Annotated in this window: 16 protein-coding genes; 4 read left to right on the forward strand and 12 right to left on the reverse strand. The window is 72.4% G+C overall.

All coding sequences use genetic code 11. From position 1 onward, the window contains the following. Positions 1 to 34 precede the first annotated feature (34 nt). Entirely contained in the window at positions 35 to 874 is an 840-nt protein-coding gene (locus E6P78_RS25640; RefSeq protein ID WP_136206009.1) for a phytanoyl-CoA dioxygenase family protein, read from the reverse strand. Positions 875 to 1,028: 154 nt separating this feature from the next. On the opposite strand from E6P78_RS25640, the gene E6P78_RS25645 reads away from it, so the two are divergent. Continuing rightward, positions 1,029 to 2,048 (forward strand): LacI family DNA-binding transcriptional regulator, encoded by a 1,020-nt coding sequence (locus tag E6P78_RS25645; protein WP_136206010.1) that lies wholly within the window; start codon positions 1,029 to 1,031, stop codon positions 2,046 to 2,048. A gap of 142 nt (positions 2,049 to 2,190) precedes the next feature. Here the strand turns inward: E6P78_RS25645 and E6P78_RS25650 are convergent, their stop codons facing one another. The 9 genes from E6P78_RS25650 to E6P78_RS25690 all read right to left on the reverse strand — a co-directional run bounded on the left by E6P78_RS25650 (position 2,191) and on the right by E6P78_RS25690 (position 13,711). After that, on the reverse strand, positions 2,191 to 5,487 hold the full coding sequence (locus E6P78_RS25650; RefSeq protein ID WP_136206011.1) for a LamG-like jellyroll fold domain-containing protein: 3,297 nt from the start codon (positions 5,485 to 5,487) through the stop codon (positions 2,191 to 2,193). 256 nt (positions 5,488 to 5,743) lie between these two features. Next, positions 5,744 to 6,841 (reverse strand): NADH:flavin oxidoreductase/NADH oxidase, encoded by a 1,098-nt coding sequence (locus tag E6P78_RS25655; protein WP_136206012.1) that lies wholly within the window; start codon positions 6,839 to 6,841, stop codon positions 5,744 to 5,746. Between the two features lie 154 nt (positions 6,842 to 6,995). Then, entirely contained in the window at positions 6,996 to 7,268 is a 273-nt protein-coding gene (locus tag E6P78_RS25660) for a DUF1876 domain-containing protein (RefSeq protein WP_136206013.1), read from the reverse strand. A 92-nt stretch (positions 7,269 to 7,360) separates the two neighbouring features. Then, positions 7,361 to 7,753 (reverse strand): hypothetical protein, encoded by a 393-nt coding sequence (locus E6P78_RS25665; protein WP_136206014.1) that lies wholly within the window; start codon positions 7,751 to 7,753, stop codon positions 7,361 to 7,363. A gap of 74 nt (positions 7,754 to 7,827) precedes the next feature. Beyond that, a complete protein-coding gene (locus E6P78_RS25670) occupies positions 7,828 to 8,043 on the reverse strand; it encodes a hypothetical protein (RefSeq protein ID WP_136206015.1) in 216 nt (71 codons plus the stop codon). Between the two features lie 125 nt (positions 8,044 to 8,168). Continuing rightward, entirely contained in the window at positions 8,169 to 10,583 is a 2,415-nt protein-coding gene (locus E6P78_RS25675; RefSeq protein WP_136206016.1) for a glycoside hydrolase family 3 N-terminal domain-containing protein, read from the reverse strand. 50 nt (positions 10,584 to 10,633) lie between these two features. After that, positions 10,634 to 11,527, reverse strand: coding sequence for a carbohydrate ABC transporter permease (locus E6P78_RS25680; RefSeq protein WP_136206017.1), 894 nt, complete (start codon positions 11,525 to 11,527; stop codon positions 10,634 to 10,636). A 4-nt stretch (positions 11,528 to 11,531) separates the two neighbouring features. Beyond that, on the reverse strand, positions 11,532 to 12,461 hold the full coding sequence (locus E6P78_RS25685; protein WP_136206018.1) for a sugar ABC transporter permease: 930 nt from the start codon (positions 12,459 to 12,461) through the stop codon (positions 11,532 to 11,534). A gap of 2 nt (positions 12,462 to 12,463) precedes the next feature. Then, the gene (locus E6P78_RS25690) at positions 12,464 to 13,711 is read right to left on the reverse strand and encodes an extracellular solute-binding protein (protein WP_136206043.1); all 1,248 of its coding nucleotides are present in this window, start codon (positions 13,709 to 13,711) and stop codon (positions 12,464 to 12,466) included. 214 nt (positions 13,712 to 13,925) lie between these two features. On the opposite strand from E6P78_RS25690, the gene E6P78_RS25695 reads away from it, so the two are divergent. Then, positions 13,926 to 14,984 (forward strand): LacI family DNA-binding transcriptional regulator, encoded by a 1,059-nt coding sequence (locus E6P78_RS25695; RefSeq protein WP_240799373.1) that lies wholly within the window; start codon positions 13,926 to 13,928, stop codon positions 14,982 to 14,984. A 180-nt stretch (positions 14,985 to 15,164) separates the two neighbouring features. Here E6P78_RS25695 and E6P78_RS25700 read toward each other — a convergent pair whose 3' ends face one another. Beyond that, positions 15,165 to 15,842, reverse strand: a complete 678-nt coding sequence (locus tag E6P78_RS25700; RefSeq protein WP_136206019.1) for a uracil-DNA glycosylase — start codon at positions 15,840 to 15,842, stop codon at positions 15,165 to 15,167. Between the two features lie 83 nt (positions 15,843 to 15,925). On the opposite strand from E6P78_RS25700, the gene E6P78_RS25705 reads away from it, so the two are divergent. Both E6P78_RS25705 and E6P78_RS25710 read left to right on the forward strand, forming a co-directional pair. Then, on the forward strand, positions 15,926 to 17,014 hold the full coding sequence (locus E6P78_RS25705) for a BadF/BadG/BcrA/BcrD ATPase family protein (protein ID WP_136206020.1): 1,089 nt from the start codon (positions 15,926 to 15,928) through the stop codon (positions 17,012 to 17,014). 72 nt (positions 17,015 to 17,086) lie between these two features. Next, a complete protein-coding gene (locus tag E6P78_RS25710; protein WP_206307909.1) occupies positions 17,087 to 18,010 on the forward strand; it encodes a hypothetical protein in 924 nt (307 codons plus the stop codon). A gap of 74 nt (positions 18,011 to 18,084) precedes the next feature. On the opposite strand, the gene E6P78_RS25715 is transcribed toward E6P78_RS25710, so the two are convergent. Further along, positions 18,085 to 19,143, reverse strand: coding sequence for a lactonase family protein (locus E6P78_RS25715; protein WP_136206022.1), 1,059 nt, complete (start codon positions 19,141 to 19,143; stop codon positions 18,085 to 18,087). Between the last annotated feature and the right edge of the window lie 51 nt (positions 19,144 to 19,194).

The raw sequence follows: 19,194 nt of genomic DNA on the forward strand, positions 1-19,194 counted from the left end.
GGCCGGGCGGGTCCTCCGCCCGGCCCCGGCACCGTCACGCGTCGCCCATGACCAGGCCCTCGATGGTGTGCTTCTGGACGATGGGCGCGAGCCTGTCGACCACCGGGCAGCCGAGGTGTGCCCGGACGCGCTCGGGCAGGGCGGCCCAGAACTCCCGGGTGACCGCCATGTCGTGGTGGCCGTCGTTGCCCGCGCCGGGGGCGTCGACGCCCAGCACCAGGACCGGGCGGGGGTCGGGCGACTGGTTGGCCGTGCCCCGGTGGATGGTCAGGGCGGAGCGGGCCGAGATGTCGCCCCGCTGCGGGTACTTGCGCTCGGCCAGGGCCTCGTAGCGCGGGTAGTCCTCGCGGCGCGGGAACATGGCGTGCCCGAAACGGGCGTCGTCGTCCCACTGCGTGCCGGGCGCGATCTCGAACGGTCCCATGTCCTCCCGGGTGTCGACGGCGGTGAGGTTGAAGGCGAGCGAGGTGAGCCGGCGCTCGTTCCGCGTGGCCTCGGGCATGGGGAAGTCGCGGTGCCAGGGCTGGTTGACCGCCCCGGCCAGCGGTACGTCGAAGCCGAGCTCGACGATGCGGTAGTCGGGGCCGAGGACCGCCTCGCTGACCGCGCGCACCCAGGGGTGGTCCACTAGGTCCACGAAGCCGCGCAGCTGCTCGGGGTGTATCTCCACGTAGTACCGGTGCGGGCCGCGTCCCACGGCGCCGCCCTCCCGGCCGCGCGCCTCGGTGAAGGCGGCGTCGATGTCCTCGCGCATCCGGTCCGCCCACTGCGGGCCGAACGCCCCGCGGCACGCGGTGATCCCTGCCGTGTACAGGTCCCGCACCGCCGCGTCGGGGTGCGGAAACGGGGCGGTGGTGGTCGCGGCCTCATGCATGGCGTGGTCCTTCCGTCGGGGCGGAGCTCCATATTGCAACGTTGCAACCAACGTGGCAAGAGTCTGCACGGGCGGGCCCCGCGCCACCTGTTACGGTCACTGCGCAAGGGGCGCGGTCCGCCGTCCCCGTACGCAGAGAGCAGGAGCAACGACCGTGGCAGCGAGACTCAAGGACGTCGCCGCGCTCGCGGGCGTGTCCGTCAGGACCGTCTCCAACGTCGTGAGCAACGCGGCCGCCGTCGCCCCGGCGACCCGGGCCCGGGTGCTGGCGGCGGTGGAGGAGCTGGGGTACCGCCCCAACCTCGCCGCCCGCAACCTCCGCCAGGGCCGCACGGGGCTCATCGGCGTGGTCGTCCCGGAGATCCACTCCCCCTATTTCGGCGCGCTGACGGGGCTCCTCATCGACGCGGCACAGGAGCGCGGCTGGACGGTGCTCCTGGAGCGCACCGGGGGCCGGGCGGAGCTGGAGCGGCGGCTGCTTGACGGCTCCGAGGGACACCAGGTGGACGGGATGATCGTCAGCCCGTGGTCGACGCCCCCCGCCGAACTGGCCTCACTGGCGGGCGGCCTGCCGTTGGTCGTCCTCGGCGAGCTGGACCCGCTCGGGTCCATCGACCATGTGGCGCTGGACAACGTGGCGGCGGCCCGCGACGCCGCCCGTCACCTCGCCGCCCTGGGCCGCCGACGCGTCGCCGCCATCGGGCTGCAGTCCGCGCTGGGGCACGGCACGGCCGAGCTGCGGGCCGAGGGTTTCCGGCTGGGGCTGCGGGAGGCGGGGCTGAGCCTGCTCGCCGAGATCGAGGTGTCCGACCTGCACCGGGGCGAGGGGGCGCGGGCGCTGCGTGAGCTGCTGCTGATGCCCGAGCGCCCGGACGCGGTGTTCTGCTTCAGCGACGAACTGGCCCTCGGGGCGCTGCGGGCCGCCGCCGAACAGGGGGTGCGGGTGCCCGAGGAGCTGGCGCTGGTGGGCTTCGACGACATCGAGGACGGGCGGTTCTCCACCCCCTCGCTCACCACCATCGCCCCGGACCGGGCGCAGATCGCCGAGCGGGCGGTGCAGTGCCTGAGCGAGCGCGTGCTCGGCCGGCTGGCCGCGCTGCCCGCACGCCGGATCGTCGTCCCGCACCGGTTGCTGGTCCGGGAGAGCACCGGGGGCCCGGCCTCGGCTGTCTAGGCCCTGTCGTCAGATTCCCGTCTGCCGCGCCCGCCCTCCGGGCGAACGACGGGAATGTGACGACAGGCCTTGGGAAAGGCCGAAGCTCCCGGCGGTGCGGCTGTCGCCGCCTAGCGCCGGGAGCGGACCTGGGGCCGGGGCCCTACGGCTGTTCGCCGTCGTGCAGGGCGGTCACCTCCTGGTCGGTGAGCGCCTTGTCGTACACGCGCACCTGGTCCACGGAGCCGTTCCAGAAGTCGGTGTTGCCGCCCGACCACTTGGCGCGGCCCACGGACAGGGCGCCGCTGCTGACGTCGGCGGACCCGGCCGGCGCGGTGGCGGCGAGCTTGCCGTCCACGTACAGCTTGATCTCGTCACCGCTGCGGACGCCGACCAGGTGGTACCACCGGCCGAGCTCGGGCGTCATCTCCAGCCGGGCCCGGTGCGCGCCGGGGGTGGAGAAGGCGAACGCGCCCTGGCCGTACTGGAGGTAGAAGGGGTTCTCCTGGCGCCGGCCGTCCTGGCTGACGACGGTGGCGTAGTTGCCCGGGAGCGCGTCCAGGGACGCCCAGGCGGAGACGGTGTAGTCGCCGGTGGTGTCGACGACCGGGCCGTCGGTCTCGGCGTACTGGCCCTCGCCGTCGAACTTCAGCGCCGAGCCGTGCACGCCGGCCGTCCAGGAGGTGCCCGGGGAGAGGGTGAGGTTCTTGTGGTTCGGCCCGCTGTCGGCGGCCTTGGTGCCCTTGTTCTCGTCCAGGGACCAGGCGCCACCGCCCTTGACCGGTGTCCGCCGGCCGGCCGCGGCGCCGGCGGCGATGACCTGGCGGTTGATCTTCCGGACCTGGGCGGCGTCGACCTTGATCTCGCGGCGGTCGTACGTCCAGAGCCCGTTGAGCTCGTTCTCCAGGTCGGTCACCTGGGTGTAGATGGAGCCGGAGAGTTCGGCGCCGGCCGCCTCCAGGTAGTGGTCGCGGGTGTTCTCGACGTACTTGGCGGTCAGCGCGGCCTTGTCGGCGACACCGCTGTAGATCGCGGTGGGCGCGCCGGGCCACATGTGGCCGGGCATCCGCAGGGTGAAGCCGCCGTGCTCGCCGTCCATCGCCGCGCGGTCGGCGTCCGGGAAGGCCGGGTCGGTGTTGTTGTAGTCGTGGTGGTCGATGATGTCGCCCTTGCCGGAGTCACCCTTGGAGTTGCAGCAGTTGACACCGGAGTGGGCGTTGACGACGCGGGAGGGGTCGGCGGCCTGGACCTGCTCGGTGATCTTGCCGGTCTCGGTGCGGTCCCACTCGCCCCAGCCCTCGTTGAAGACGATCCAGGCACCGATCGAGGGGTAGTCGTGCAGCTGGGCCATCATCTCGGCGCCCTGGTCCAGGAATGCCTGGTGACCCTTGTCGCCGGTGAGGTCGCCGGAGACGAAGTCCTGCCACACCAGCAGACCGAGCTGGTCGGCGTGGTAGTACCAGCGCGCGGGCTCGACCTTGATGTGCTTGCGCACGGAGTTGAAGCCGAGGTCCTTCTGCGCCTTCAGGTCGAAGACGAGGGCCTTGTCGCTGGGCGCGGTGTTCAGGCCGTCCGGGTAGAAGCCCTGGTCGAGCTGGGCGAGGGAGAAGAACGGCTTCCCGTTGAGGACCAGCTTCTGGTAGCCGCCGACCTTGGCGATGCCGATGGAACGCATGCCGAAGTAGCTGTCGACGGTGTCCTTGGAGCTGCCGTCCTTGAGGGTGACCTCCAGGTCGTACAGGTAGGGGTCGTCCGGCGTCCACAGGTGCTGCTTGGCCACCGGCAGGCTCAGTTCGCGGTTGGCCGGGCCGGAGACCCTGCCGACGACCTTGCCCTTCTTGTCGCGGGCGACGGCGGTGATCTGGGCGGACTTCGAGGCGTCCGCGGAGTTGACCGTCAGGGCGAGCCGGCCCTTGTCGATGTCGGGCGTGGTCGTCAGGGAGTCGACGGCCGCCGGGGCGACGGGCTCCATCCAGACGGTCTGCCAGATACCGGAGGAGGCGGTGTAGAAGATGCCGCCGGGGTTGGCCGACTGCTTGCCGGTGGGCTGGTCGGCGCCGGTGGTGTCGGTGACCGCGACGACGATCTCCTGCTGGCCGCTGCCCTTGACCGCGTCGGTGATGTCGGCGCTGAAGGCGGTGTAGCCGCCGGTGTGCTCGGCGACCTTCTTGCCGTTGACCCAGACGGTCGCCTCGTAGTCGACGGCGCCGAAGTTGAGCTTCAGCCGGTTGCTCTGCCCCTTGCCGTGCTTGTCACTCTTGACGGCCCAGTTCTTCGGGACGGTGACGAGCTTGCGGTAGAACATGTGGTCCTCGTGGCGCTCCAGGCCGGAGAGCTGCGATTCGACCGGGAAGGGCACGGTGATGCGCTCACCGAGCTTCTTGCCGAAGACGGGCTTCTCGCCGGCCTTGGCCCCGGCGAACTCCCAGGGGCCGTTGAGGTTCTGCCATTTGTCGCGCACCTGCTGCGGCCGGGGGTACTCGGGCAGCGGATGGTTGCGGTCGAGCTTGTCGCCCCAGGTGGTGGTGAGGCGGTGGGTGGAGAGGTTGGTGGCCGTGCGGTTGATCTCCGGGACGGTCTCGCGGCCCGCCTTGAGACCGGCTCGGCCGTCGTACGCGACCGTGACGCGCTGGTCCTTCTGGACGGCGGCGGCGAGGGTGACGACGAGTTGCTTGGAGTTGCCGGGGGCCCGGGTGACGGACTTGACCGGCATCGGCGTGGTGTCGGCCTCGATGGTGAGGTGCTTCTTCAGGTCCGCGTATCCGCTGACCTTGTCCTCGAAGGCCAGCCGGAGCTTCAGGCCGTCGTCCGCGACGCTCAGCCCGACCGGGTAGACCTCGAAGTCGGCGGGCGGGGTGAAGGCGGATTCCGGGACGAGCTGCTTGGCGAGCTTCGCGCTGGACCAGCGCAGGAACATGTTGGCGCCGCCGGCGTCCTGGAACATCTCCAGCTTGAACGTGTGCGGCTCGCCGGCCTTGAGCGTTATCGGCTCGCTGGTCTGCTCGTTGTCCCAGTCGGGCAGCCAGTGGTCGATGACGGTCTTGCCGTCGATGAAGAGCCGGAAGCCGTTGTCGCCGGTCGCGGCGAAGGTGTAGTCGCCGTCCTCGGGCGCGGTGATGTTGCCCGTCCAGCGGGCCGTGGTGTTCTCGGTGCGGCCGGTGGTGGACTCGAACGTGCCCGTGAGACCGGGGAAGTTGATCTGCGGGTCGAGGGCGACGCCGCCGAGCTTGTCGAAGTCCCGCGCGCCGGGCGCGGACATGCTGAAGTACTCGCCCTTCAGCCCGTGGACGGTGGTGGCCGGGTCAGCGGCCTTGAAGGTGGACGCGGAGGCGGCGCCGGCGGCCGCCGCGGGCGTGGCAGCGGCGGCCGGGACCAGGGTGGCACCGAGGGGGATCAGCAGCGCGGCGGCGCAGGCCGCCGTCCTGAACAGAGCGCGGGGGCGGGGCGTTTGTCGTCTCAAGGCGTCGTCCTGTCGAGAGAGCTGAAGTGCCTCGAACCTGTGAGGCACAGCACACAATCGAACATTGAGCCACAGCACCAAACGCAAAACAACAGTCGTGCGCGGAGAATTTTCAACGATAGAAAACAACGACAGAAAACAGTGGGCGGGGCGGTTCCGCCAAGAGGTCCACGCAGACCGCCCCCTTCGCGCACCTTGGGTGCGAAGGGGGCGGAGAGGGGCGGAAGGCGCGGACGGGACCGCCGGGGCGGTGCGGTCAGATCGCGTAGCCGTACTGCTCGGGGGCGTGCGCCGTGCCGTTGAGTTCACGGGCCGCGCCCTGGGCCCACGAGGGGCTGCGCAGCAGTTCGCGTCCGAGGAGCACGGCGTCCGCGCGGCCTTCGGTGAGGATCTTCTCGGCGTGCTGCGGGTCGGTGATGAGGCCGACGGCCGCGACGGGCAGCGAGGTCTCCCGCTTCACGCGCTCGGCGAAGGGGACCTGGTAGCCGGGGCCGGTCGCGATCCGGGCGCGGGGGGCGTTGCCGCCGGTGGAGACGTCGAGCAGGTCGACGCCGTGCGCCTGGAGCTCCGTGGCCAGGCGCACGGTCTCGTCGGCGGTCCAGCCCTCGCGCTCGTCCTCGGGGTTCTCGGTGAGCCAGTCCGTGGCGGAGACGCGGAAGAAGACGGGCAGATCCTCGGGCCACACCTCGCGGACCGCGTCGACCACCTGGAGGGCGAAGCGGACGCGGTTGTCGTAGCCGCCGCCGTACTCGTCGGTGCGGTGGTTGCTGTGGGGCGAGAGGAACTGGCCGATCAGATAGCCGTGCGCACCGTGCACCTCGGCGACCTGGAAGCCCGCGTCGAGGGCGCGGCGGGCGGCCTCGCGGAAGTCGTCCACGATGCCCCGGATCTCGTCCGCCGTCAGCTCGTGCGGCACCGGGTAGCCCGTGTCGAACGGCAGCGGGCTGGGCGCGACCGGGGTCCAGCCGTGCGCGTCGGGGCCCACCGGACGGCCGCCGGTCCAGGGTGCGGCGGTGGAGGCCTTGCGGCCGGCGTGGGCGAGCTGGATGCCCACCGCGGAGCCCTGCGCCTTGACGAAGTCGGTGATCCGGCGGAACGCGGCGACCTGCGTGTCGTTCCAGATACCGAGGTCGGCCGGGCTGATCCGGCCCTCCGGGCTGACCGCCGTCGCCTCGGTGAGGATCAGTCCGGTGCCGCCGGTGGCGCGGGCCGCGAGGTGAGCGAAGTGCCAGTCGGTGGGCACACCGGTCCCCGGCCCCACCGGCTCGGCGCTGTACTGGCACATGGGTGCCATCCACACCCGGTTGGGCACGACAAGCGACCTGAGGGTGTAGGGCTCGAAGAGGGCACTCACGACGGACTCCGTTTCGCCGCTACGGAAGGATCGCTAGTACGATACATCCCGTACTACGACGGCCGTCAAATTACGACGTCCCTCGTACAAGGAGGCGCGCGGAGTGCCGGAGTGCCCCCGGCCGTCAGTGCCCCGGCCGTCAGCGCCCCGGCCGTCAGGTCAGCGGGTACGAGGTGCGGCCGGAGGCCTCGTCTATCTCGTCGTGGGCCTTGGTCAGCAGCTTCATCGCCAGTTCGTTCAGTGCGCGCGCTCCCGCGATCTCCTCCCCCACCCGGGGCTGTTCCGCGTCGGAGGGGTGGCGGCTCGCGTAGCCGTGGGCGCGTACCTCCCGACCGTCGGAGAGCCGCACCAGGGCGGCCGCGCGGGTGCGGTGGGTGTCTTCCTCGAATTCCAGCTCGATATGCCATCCGACAGCGGTTCGTGTCATGGCGCTCACCTCCGGAGGTCTCCTCTCCAGGGTGCGCCCCGTGCCCTGGTGCCGCACGACCTGGCGGGGCGGGCCTCCGGGCTCGTGCGGGCTCAGGCGCCGGGCAGGCGGCCCCGGCGGCGCAGCGGGATGCGGGCGTCCGCGTCGTACATCTGGTTCCAGCCGCGTCCGGCGCCCGAGGCCCAGGTGACGTGGGCGGTGCCCCCGTCGGTCCGGACGGCCTTCACCGTCATGGCGCGGTCGCCGTCGCGTACGTCGCCCCGGCGCAGCTCGGCCGCCCTGACGGTGACGGGGTCGGCCGGGCCGCTCTCGGCCTCGTCCGCCGCGAGACCGAGAGCGGTGGCCAGTTCCCGGGCGCGGGCCGGGGTGCAGCGCAGCGAGAGCTCTCCGGACGGGGTGGCGACCCTGATCTCGACCTCCGCTCCGGCGGGGGTGGCCGACAGGGTTCCGGCAGGAGCGCCGGTGTCCTCGTTCTCGCTCGTCATCGTTCCGCTCTCTCTTCGCGCGTCCCGCCCGCCCGACGCGCCGGGCGGGCGGGACCTGGCCCGGACCCCCGGGCTCAGCGCAGCCGGAGGCTCTCCGGCGGGCCCGGGTAGCTGGGTTCGAGGCCGCCGGTGTCGACCACCAGGTTCTGCAGCACCACCGTCGGGTCGACCATCCAGAATTTCAGCACATGCACAGCGGGGGTCGCGATGCGGTGGACGGTGGCGGGCCCGTCACCGGGGTGGGGTGGGGTCGCATGCGCGGGCGCGACGGTTTCGAAAGTTTCGGACACCTCCTCGCACATCCGGCGAAAGGGCCGGAGGCACGGGCACGGGGCGGTGCGCGAGGTGGGAGCCGGGACCGGGGCGGGGGCGCGGTGCGGGCCGTACGGCCCCCGCCCGGTGGCGCGAGGGGCGGTCAGCCCCGTACGGGGGCGGTCGCCGTCACGGGTTCGACCAGGGCGTCGCACACCAGCCGGCGCCGGTGGTCGAGCGTGCGCTCGGGACCGGTGAGGCGCAGGTGCGCGGTGTGCCGGACGCCCCCGGCGCCGCTGGAGGAGGCGAGCCGCAGCTCCAGCGCCCCGGGCTCGACCACCCGCCGGCCGCCGATGCCGGTGAAGGACACCAGATCGGCGTGGAACCGGAAGCGCACGCGCGCCTCCTGGCCCGCGTCCAGCGGAACCCGCGCGTAGCCGATGAGCCGGACGTCGGGGCGGGTGGTCTGGGCGACCGGGTCGTGCACGTACAGCTGGACGACCTCCGCCCCCGCCCTGTCACCGGTGTTGCGGACGGTCAGCTCGATGTCCGCACCGCCGTCCGTGGGGATCTCCTCGGGCACCGGGGCGCCGGGCTCCCAGGCGAAGGAGGTGTACGAGAGGCCGTGGCCGAAGGGGTACAGCGGCGTCGGGTCCAGGTTGCTGACCCCGTTGGCGAGGCCGAGCGGCGGCTGGAGGTACGTCCAGGGCTGGCCGCCCGGGTGGCGCGGGACGCCGACCGGGAGCCTGCCGGAGGGGTTGACCCGGCCGGAGAGCACGGCGGCGAGGGCCGGGCCGCCCTCCTCGCCGGGGAAGAACGCCTGCACCACGGCGGCGGTGCGGTCCGCCCAGCGGCCGAGCGCGTACGGGCGGCCGGTCAGCAGCACCAGGACGACCGGGGTGCCGCTGTCCAGCAGCGCGTCCAGCAGTTCGCCCTGGACGCCCGGCAGCGAGAGGTCGTCGGCGTCGCAGCCCTCCCCCGAGGTGCCGCGCCCGAACAGTCCGGCCCGGTCCCCGAGGACGGCGACGCACACGTCCGCATCCCGGGCCAGGTCCACCGCGGCGGCGATGCCCGAGGTGTCCGTCCCGTCCACCTCGCAGCCGGGCGCGCCGGTGACCTCGGCGCCGGGGAACTCGCCGCGCAGCGAGTCGAGGACGGTCGGGACGTCGATGCCCATCGCGACCTCGGGGTGCAGGACGCCGACGTGGCTGGGGAAGGAGTAGCAGCCGAGCATGGCCAGCGCGTCGTCGGCGCGCGGCCCGACCACCGCGATCCGTCCCGTACCGCTCAGCGGCAGGGCGCCCCCGGGGTTGGCGAGCAGCACCACGGCCTGTTCGGCCAGTTCGCGGGCGAGGGCCCGGTTGCGCGGCGGGTCCAGGTCGATGGTCTCGCGCGCCTGCTCCGGGCCGGCGTCCCGCAGGCGTGCGGGCAGCGGGGTCCAGTCGGGGTCGAGCAGCCCCAGTTCGCACTTCTGCAGGAGTACGCGGCGCAGCGCGCGGTCGACGAGTTCCTCGGGGACCGCGCCGGCCCGCACGGCGGCGACGAGTTCGTCGCCGTAGCTGCGGACGGTGGGCAGCTCCACGTCGACTCCGGCGCGGAGCGCGAGGCGGGCGGCGTCGGCGCGGTCCTCGGCGACCTTGTGCAGCGTCTCCAGGAAGCCGATGGCGAAGTAGTCGCCGACGACCGTGCCCTCGAAGCCCCAGGTGTCCCGGAGCAGTCCGGTCAGCAGGGACGGGTCGGCCGCCGAGGGCACCCCGTCGATCTCGGCGTAGGACTGCATGACGGAGCGTGCGCCGCCCTCGATGAGCGCCATCTCGAACGGCGGCAGGATGACGTCGGCCAGCTCCCTCGCCCCGGCCCTGACCGGTGAGTGGTTGCGGGCGCCGGCCGAGGCCGCGTACCCGGCGAAGTGCTTGAGGGTGGCGACGATGCCGGCGGACTCCAGGCCCCGCACGTAGGCGGTGCCGATGGTGGCGACCAGGTAGGGGTCCTCGCCGATGGTCTCCTCGACGCGCCCCCACCGCAGGTCGCGTACCACGTCCAGGACGGGGGCGAGCCCCTGGTGGATGCCCACCGATCGCATGTCGCTGCCGATCCGGTGGGCCATCTCGGTGACCAGGTCCGGGTTCCAGGCCGCGCCCCAGGACAGCGGGACCGGGTAGGCGGTGGCGCCCCAGGCGGTGAATCCGGCGAGGCACTCCTCGTGGGCGAGCGCCGGGATACCGAACCGTCCGGCGCCAGCGATGGCCGTCTGGGCCCGGGCCAGGGAGATCGCGCCGACGGCGGGGTCCACGGGTGCGGTGCCGAAGGGGCGGGTCAGCTGGCCCAGGCCGCGCGGGATCAGCACGTCCCAGTCGATCGCGTCGACCATCTCGTTCTGGTGCGGGGCGACCCCGTCCCCGTCGGCGTCGGCGCCCACCCAGATTCCGTACAGCTGGGCGGTCTTCTCCTGGAGGGTCATCCGGGGGACGAGATCGGCCACACGCTCCTCGGGGCCGAGCGCGGGGTCTTGCCAGGGGCCTTCGACGGCGGTGGCCGCTTCGGTCGTGTGGGCGTGTGGAACAGGGGGGTTTGCCATGGCGGCGGGGATTCCTCTCAAGAGTGCGGTGGTACGTGGCGGCAGGGGCGCTACTTGCCGCCCACCCCCATCAGTCCGTTGACCAGCGCCTTGCGTGCCACGAGGTACACGGCGAAGATCGGCACGACGGAGAGCACGATCGCGGCCAGCACGGCCGGGATGTTCACCCCGAACTGGGACATGAAGTTGAAGAGACCGAGGGTCAGCACGCGGTTCTCCTCCGACTGGGTCAGGATCAGCGGGAACAGGAAGCCGTTCCACGCCTGGAGGGCCGTGTAGATGGCCACCGTGCTGATGCCCGCCTTGGACATCGGGATCGCCAGCTGCCAGAGCATCCGCAGGGGCGACGCGCCGTCGAGCGCCATCGCCTCGTACATCTCCTCGGAGACGTCGCGCATGGTGCCGCTGAGGATGAGCACCGCCACCGGCATCGCGAACGCCGCGGTCGGCAGGATGATCGCCGGCAGGCTGTCGTACAGGCCCATCTTGCTGATGAGCAGGTAGAGCGGCACGATCACGGCCTGCGCGGGGATGGCCACGCCGAGCAGGAAGGTGCGGAAGGCGAGGCCGGAGAGCCGGCTGCGGGTGCGTACCGCGACGTACGCGACGGGCACCGAGAGCACCAGCACGATCGCCACCGTGGCCACGGCGACGATCGCCGTGTTGGTGAGCATCGTGGAGAAGCCGCTGTCCAGCACCGTGCGGTAGTTGTCGAGCGTGGGGTTGGTCGGGACGGCCAGCGGATCGCCGTTCAGCGCCTCGTCCTGGTGCATGAGCGAGGAGGAGACGAGCGTGTAGAGCGGGACGATCACGAGCACGAGCCAGACCAGCGAGCCGAGGCCGGCCAGCGGGTTGCCCCACTTCCGGCGGCGCCGGGCGGTGGCGGGGCGGGTGCGGGTCAGGGGCTGTGCGGGGCGCGCGTCGGGGCGGGTGTCGATCGACATCTCGTCACATACCTTCCCGGGTGGAGCGCATGTTCCCGAAGCCGCTGAAGCGGACCAGGATCAGCGAGAGGGCGGTGGCCACGACGACCAGGGCCGTCGCGATCGCGGCGGCGTACCCGAGGTCGTAGGTCTGGAAACCGGTGCGGTACATCAGGTACGGGAGCACGGTGGTGTCGGTGCCGGGGCCGCCCTTGGTCATGATGAGCACGGTGTCGAAGTAGGTCAGCGAGCCGACGATCATCAGGACCGACGAGGTGGTGATGGTGTTGCGCAGCTGCGGCAGGGTGATGTGGAAGAACTGCCGGAACATGCCGGCGCCGTCGATCTCCGCGGCCTGGTAGAGGACCTGCGGGATCTGCCGGGTGCCGCCCTGGTAGATCAGGGTGTGGAAGGGCATGAACTGCCAGCCGCCGACGAAGGCCACGGTGAGCAGGGCGCCGGTGGAGGAGCCCATGATGTTCGGGTCGATGCCGAGCCAGGGCCCGATCTCCTTGATCACCCCGAAGTTGGGGTCGAGCAGCGCGTGGAAGAGCATCGCGATGGCCGTGGTGGAGAGCAGCAGCGGGATGAAGAAGACGGCCGAGAGCACGGCGCGGCTGCGCTGCCGGCCGGCGGCCCAGACGCCGAGCAGCAGGGCCACCGGGGTCTGGAAGGCCCAGCTGATCGAGGTGAGGAGCAGGCTGAGCCAGGCGGCCTGGCGGAACTCCGGGTCCTTGAAGAGCCGGGTCCAGTTGGCCGTGCCGACGGAGGTCGGGGAGTTCAGCCCGTCCCAGTGGCAGAAGGAGAGGTAGACGGCGATCCCCAGCGGGACGATCGCGAAGAGGGCGAAGAAGACGATGCCGGGCAGGGCCCAGGCGACCGGGGGGCGGCCGACGTTGCCGACGGCCGCCTTCCTTCCTCCACGCACCTTTGTGTACGAAGAGAGGTGGGACATCGTTACTTGACGGCCTTCATCGCGGCGACGAACTGCTCGGGCGTGGACTTGCCGGCGAACAGCTTGCTGATCTCGGTGAGCAGCGGGGTGGCGTACCGGGACTCCAGCGCCTGGTCCCACGAGAGGGTGAAGCTCGGGGCGTTCTGGACCATCTCGTACTGGTCGGTGGCGAACTTCGGGTTGGGCGAGCCGCTGAGCATGGAGGCGGCGTTGGACGTGGTGGGCACGTCACCGTTGTCGACCAGGGCCTGGGCGTAGGACTTGGAGGCCATGGTCTTCAGGAAGGCTATGGCCGCGTCCTTGTGCTTGGTGCGGGAGTTGATCGACCAGTAGTTGGTGGGGTTGCCCACCACGTCGGCCGGGTCGCCGACGCCGCCGGCCACGGTCGGGAAGCCGGCCCAGCCGAGTTCTTCCTCGGCGAACTTCGGCGCCTTGCCGAGCTGGGTCGAGTACTCCCACGAACCCATCAGGTGCATGGCCGCCTTGCCCTTGTTGAGCAGGGTGGGGGCACCGCCGTTGCCGTAGTCGACGGAGTTGAAGTTCTTGCCGAAGGCCCCGTCGTCCACGAGCTGCTTGACGGTCCGGGCCGCCTTGAGGACGGCCGGGTCGCCCCAGGCCGAGCTGTCACCGTTCTGGATCTTCCGGAAGACGTCGGGGCCGCCGATCCGGTCGAGCAGGTACTCCATCCACATCAGCTCGGGCCACTTGTCGGAGCCGCCGAGGGCGAAGGGGGTGATGCCCTTGCTCTTGAAGGTCGTGATGGCCTTCTGCAGGTCCTCCCACGTCTTGGGGACCTCGACCTTGTTCTCGGCGAAGAGGGTCTTGTTGTAGAAGAGCATCACGGGCTGCATGCCGCGCATCGGCACCCCGTAGATCTTTCCGTCGAGGCTGCCCGCCTCGACGATGGACGGGAGGAAGCCGTCCTTGAGGGTGGCGTCGTTCTTGACGGCCGAGGTGAGGTCGACCAGCTGGCCAGCGTCGAGGTACGGCTTGATGGAGCCGCCGCCCCAGTTGTAGAAGATGTCCGGGGCACTGGGCGAGCCCATGGCGCTGCGGAGCTTGTTGACGTACTCGGTGCCCGGCACCGGGACCAGCTTGACCTTGACCTTCGAGGTCTTGTTGAACTCCTCGACCGCCGCTTCCTGGATCTTGACGGCGTCGTCGCCGTAGACGTACGCGGTGAGGGTGCCCCCGCCACCACCGCTGTCGCCGTCCGATCCGCAGCCCGCCAGGACCCCTGCCATGACCATGGCCGCACCGGCCGCGGTCCATCTCGCCGTGCGCCTGCCCTGAGTGAAAAATCCCGACCGCATGACCGCACCTCTGTCGAATGTTTCGGAATTGCTTGCGAATGTTGCCGGAACCGTACGGTCGGGTTTCGGGCCAGTCAAGAGGTCGCGGGGCGCGAATTCTCCGCAGGGGCTTCCCCCTCCGTTCGCCCGCCAGGCGGTTACGCTTCGCTGTATGAGCCCCGCAAACGTCCAGTCACATCAGGAGAATGCGCCTGCCGGAGCGTCGTCGAACGGCGCTGCCACGCTGGCGGAAATCGCCCGAGCGGCCGGAGTCTCGGCTCCGACAGTTTCGAAGGTGCTGAACGGGCGTGCCGATGTCGCGCCCAGCACGCGCACCAAGGTGGAGGAGTTGCTGCTGCTGCACGGCTACCGCCGCAGACGCGGCTCCACCACGCAGTCGCAACTGATCGACCTGGTCTTCCACGAGCTGGACAGCTCATGGGCGATGGAGGTCGTGCGCGGTGTCGAGAACGTCGCGCGCGAGGAGGGCCTGAGCCTCGTCCTCTCGGAGAGCGCGGGCCGCCTCAGCCCCGGGCAGACCTGGGTGGACGGGGTGCTGGCCCGCCGGCCGGTCGGGGCGATCCTGGTCCTGTCGGACCTCACCGCCGCCCAGCGCGCCCAGCTCACCAGCCGCAGCATCCCGTACGCGGTGGTCGACCCGGCCGGCGATCCCGGCGACGACATCCCCTCGGTCGGGACGACGAACTGGCAGGGCGGTCTCGCCGCCACCCGTCACCTCACCGGGCTCGGGCACCGCAGGATCGGCGTCGTCAGCGGCCCGTCCCGGATGATGTGCAGCCGGGCCCGGGTGGACGGTTACCGCGCCGCCCTGGAGACGGCGGGTCTGCCGATCGACCCGGCGCTGATCCGCGAGGGCGAGTTCCAGCACGAGGCGGGCTACGCGGCGGGCATGGAGCTGCTGCGCTCGGCGGACCGGCCGACCGCGGTCTTCGCCGGCAACGACCTCCAGGCGCTCGGCGTGTACGAGGCGGCGCGCGAGCTGGGGCTGCGCATCCCGGAGGACCTGAGCGTGGTCGGTTTCGACGACCTGCCGCTCACCCGGTGGATCGGGCCGCCGCTGACCACGGTGCGCCAGCCGCTGATCGAGATGGCCGAGACCGCGGCCCGCCTGGTGCTCGACCTCGGCCGGGGCCGGCAGCCCGCGACGACGCGCGTCGACCTGGCCACCAACCTGGTGGTCCGCAGCAGCACGGCCCCGCCCCGCCGCTGACAACAGGGGTGTTCAGGACCACCTGCGGCGGTGGGACCCGGGCCCCGGCCGACAAGGGCGCCGGCCCGCCTGAGAGCGCGCACTACGGCACGGTGCTGTGCGACGTGCTGCGCGGGAGGGCGGGCGGCAGCGGTCGACGTGTGATGCCCGCCGCCGGGCGCCCGCCGCCCATCGCCCGGCTCAGGGAAGGCGCCAGTCCACCGGCTGTGCGCCCTGGCCCACGAGGAGTTCGTTGACGCGGCTGAACGGCCTGGACCCGAAGAACCCGCGGTCGGCGGACATCGGGGAGGGATGGGCGGACTCGATGGCCGGCAGGTCGCCGAGCAGCGGCCGCAGATTGCGCGCGTCGCGGCCCCACAGCACCGACACCAGCGGCTTGCCCCGGGCGACCAGGGCGCGGATGGCCTGTTCGGTCACTTCCTCCCAGCCCTTGCCGCGGTGGGCGCCGGGCGAGCGGGGCGCGGTGGTCAGCGCCCTGTTCAGCAGCAGCACGCCCTGGCGCGTCCACGGCGTCAGGTCGCCGTTCGACGGCCGGGGCAGCCCCAGGTCGGTGTTCAGCTCGCGGTAGATGTTCTCCAGGCTGCCGGGGAGCCTGCGGACCTCGGGGGCGACCGCGAAGCTCAGCCCGATGGCCATGCCCGGTGTGGGATAGGGGTCCTGACCGACGATCAGCACCCGTACCTCGTCGAAGGGCTGCTGGAACGCGCGCAGCACGTTCGTCCCGGACGGGAGATAGGTGCGGCCCGCCGCGACCTCCGCGCGCAGGAAATCGCCCATCGCGGCGATGCGCCCCGCCACAGGGGCCAGGGCGTCGGCCCAGCCGGGCTCGACAACTTCGTTCAACGGTCGTGCTGTCACGGAAGATCACCCTACCGGCGCAACGCGGGGCCCCGGCGATAGGGTGCTGCCGTTCTTCCCCTTCGTCCCCCTGGAGCCGGTCCATGACGTCGCACGGGCACGTGGCCGGGGAACCCGGCGGGTACGTCCTCGGGGTGGACTCGGGCGGCTCCGGGCTCAGGGTGGCGCTGGGCGCCCCGGAGACGGACGTCCCCCTGGACACCGTCGTGTGCGACGAGCCGGTGCGCACCGGCGCCCACGGCATCGAGGCCGCCCATCTGCTGGAGCAGGTGCTGCCCGCCGCCCGCGCCCTGCTCGCCCGGCAGGGTGACGGCGGGCGGATCACCGCAGCGGCGGTGGGCGCCGCGGGCATGGCCACGCTGGGCGGCCAGTTGCGCGCCGAGCTGCCGGCCGCCCTGGCGGACGCGCTGGGGGTGCGCCGGATCGCGCTCGCGGCCGACGCGGTGACCGCGTACGCCGGAGCGGTCGGGCAGCGGCCGGGCGCGGTGGTGGCCGCAGGGACCGGGCTGATCGCGCTGGGCACGGACCTGACGCGGTGGCGGCGGGCCGACGGCTGGGGGCACCTGCTGGGCGACAGCGGGGGCGGTGCCTGGATCGGGCGGGCCGGGCTGGACGCGGCGATGCGCGCCCACGACGGGCGGCGCGGTGGCTCGGCGGCGCTGCTGGCCCGGCTGGAGGCGGTGTTCGGCCCGCCGCAGGAACTGCCCGGCCTGCTCTACCCGCGCACCGACCGGCCCGCCGTGCTGGCCTCGTTCGCCCCGGAGGTGGCCGCGTGCGCGGCCGAGGACCCGGTCGCCGAGGGCATCCTGCGGGCCGCCGGGGCGCACATCGCGGAGGCGGCCGCGGCGGTGTGCCCGGAGGCCGGAGCGGACGGGGAGGGGTACGAAGTCGCGCTGGCGGGCGGGCTGTTCCGGATGGGCGAGCCGTTGCTCGCACCCCTGCGCGCGGGATTGGCGCGGCTGCTGCCGGGGGCACGGGCGGTCCCCGGTTCGGGTGATCCCCTGATCGGTGCGCTGCGCATCGCCCAGGCCCTGGCCACCGGCGGTCTGAGGCTGCCGCACCATCCGACGTTGCTCTGCCTGCCGGGGCCCGCGCCGGTGACCTCGGGAAACGGAGAAACGAACGCTGACGACAGATCAGGGCAGTTGCCCGGTAAGCCGCCGATCGGATAAATGCGGACAGAGGCCGCTCGACCGGACCCTCCCCGCGCAGGGGCGCATCCAAAACCAGTAGCATGCGGCGCCATGAGCACCCCCACTGGGCCCGCTTCCGGCCTGCCTGTACGAATGCCGCGACCTCGCCAGTCCGGACGGCACCGCCGCCCGGAGCCCGTGGTCGCACCCGAGGGCGCTGCCGCGCTCGTTCTCGCCGTTCCCGGTACCCCTTCTTCGGACAGCCGTAGCTTGGCCGAAGAGGTCATCAGCATCGCCCGTTCCGAGCTGCCCGGTCTCAACGCCCTGATCGGTTATGTCGACGGCGACGACGCCGAGTACCCGGCTCTCGCCTCCGTGATCGCGCATTCCGCCGCCGAGCGCACCGCGCGCTACGAGCAGGCGCTGGCCATGGGCCGTGAGGTCGCCGAGCCCGAGGGCCCGGCCGCCGTGGTGGTCCCGCTGCTCGCGGGTCCGGACAGCGCCCTGGTGCAGCGGATACGTCAGGCGATCGCCGACAGCGAGGCCCCGGCCGAGCTGACCGACGTGCTCGGTCCGCATCCGCTGCTGGCCGAGGCGCTGCACGTACGTCTGTCCGAGGCCGGGCTCGCCCGTGCGGACCGGGCCAGGCTGTTCACGGTGGCGACGGCCGCCGACGGGATCGTGCTCGCCACGGTGGGCGGCGAGGAGGCCGTACAGGCCGCGGGGATCACGGGCATGCTGCTGGCGGCGCGACTCGCGGTGCCGGTGATGGCCGCCGCGCTCGACGTGGAGGGTTCGGTCGCCTCGATCGCCGACCAGCTGAAGGGCTCCGGCTCGCTGCAGCTGGCGGTTGCGCCGTACCTGGTGGGGCCGGAGCTGGCGGAGGGCCTGCTGGACGCCGCGGCGAAGGAGGCCGGCTGCGCGAGCGCCGAGCCGCTGGGCGCGTACCCGGCGATCGGCAAGCTGGTGCTGTCGATGTACACCTCGGCCCTGGGGATCGCTCCCCCGGTGGCACAGGGGGCGCAGGCCCGCTGAACCTCTGAGCGTACGAGGCCCCGGTACGGACGGCAGTCCGTACCGGGGCCTCACGCGTGGGCGCGTCCCGCGGATCAGGCGAAGATCACGCAGGAGGCCGCCGGGGCGTCCAGGGAGCCGTCATGGCGCGGGACACCGGTCTGCGGGTCCACGGTGAACCAGCTGACGTTCCCGCTGCGCTCATTGGCCGCGTACAGCCGACGCCCGGTGGGATCGAGCGCGAGGTCGCGCGGCCAGTGCCCGCCGCAGCCCACGGTCGTGACCAGGGACGGGTGCTCACCGGCCGCGTCGAGTGCGAGTACGGAGATGCTGTCGTGGCCGCGGTTGGCCGCCCACAGGAACCGGCCGTCGTGCGCGACGACGACCTCGGACGGGTAGCTCGCGCCGGTCACGTCGTCGGGGAGGACGGGTGTCTCGCCGACCGGTTCCAGGACGCCGGTGGTGGCGTCCCAGCGGCACACGGTGAGGGTGGGCTCCAGCTCGTTCAGCACGTAGGCGTGGCGGCCCGAGGGGTGGAAGGCCAGGTGGCGGGGGCCGGTGCCGGGGCGCAGCGCCGTCTCCCCGTGCGGGCGCAGCTCCCCGGTGGCCGGGTCGAGCGCGCAGACGCGTACCGAGTCGGTGCCGAGGTCGACGCTGAGCACCCAGTCCCCGGACGGGTCGGGCAGGACCTGGTGGGCGTGCGGGCCCTGCTGGCGGTCCGTGACCGGTCCGCTGCCCTCGTGGGCGAGGACGGCCGCGACGGGGCCGAGCGCGCCGTCGTCGGTGACGGGCAGCACGCTGACGCTGCCCGAGCCGTAGTTGGCGGTGACCAGGTGGCCTGCCGCGAGGGCGAGGTGGGTGGGGCCGTCGCCGTCCACCGGCCGGGTTCCGCCGAGGGGGCGCGGGTCGTCCCCGGTGATGTCGAGGGCGGCGGCCGCGCCGGGTTCGGTCTCGCTGACCGCGTAGAGGACCGTGCCGCCGGGGGCCCCGCCCCGGCCGAGCGCCAGGTAGGAGGGGTCGGGTACGGCGTCCGTCGCGCCGATGACCGTGAGCGCTCCGGTCTCCTGGTCCACGGCGGCGACGGTGATGCCCCGCCCGCCCGCCGAGGTGAAAGACCCGATGAATGCCCGGCCCGAACCATTGCTGCTGTCCACCGCACTGCTCCTCTCCGCCGACTGATCACGGCGGCCGCGGCCGTCGTGATC

Origin of the sequence: Streptomyces sp. A0958, from assembly GCF_004795035.1 — a bacterium.
In the GTDB taxonomy this organism is placed as follows: domain Bacteria; phylum Actinomycetota; class Actinomycetes; order Streptomycetales; family Streptomycetaceae; genus Streptomyces.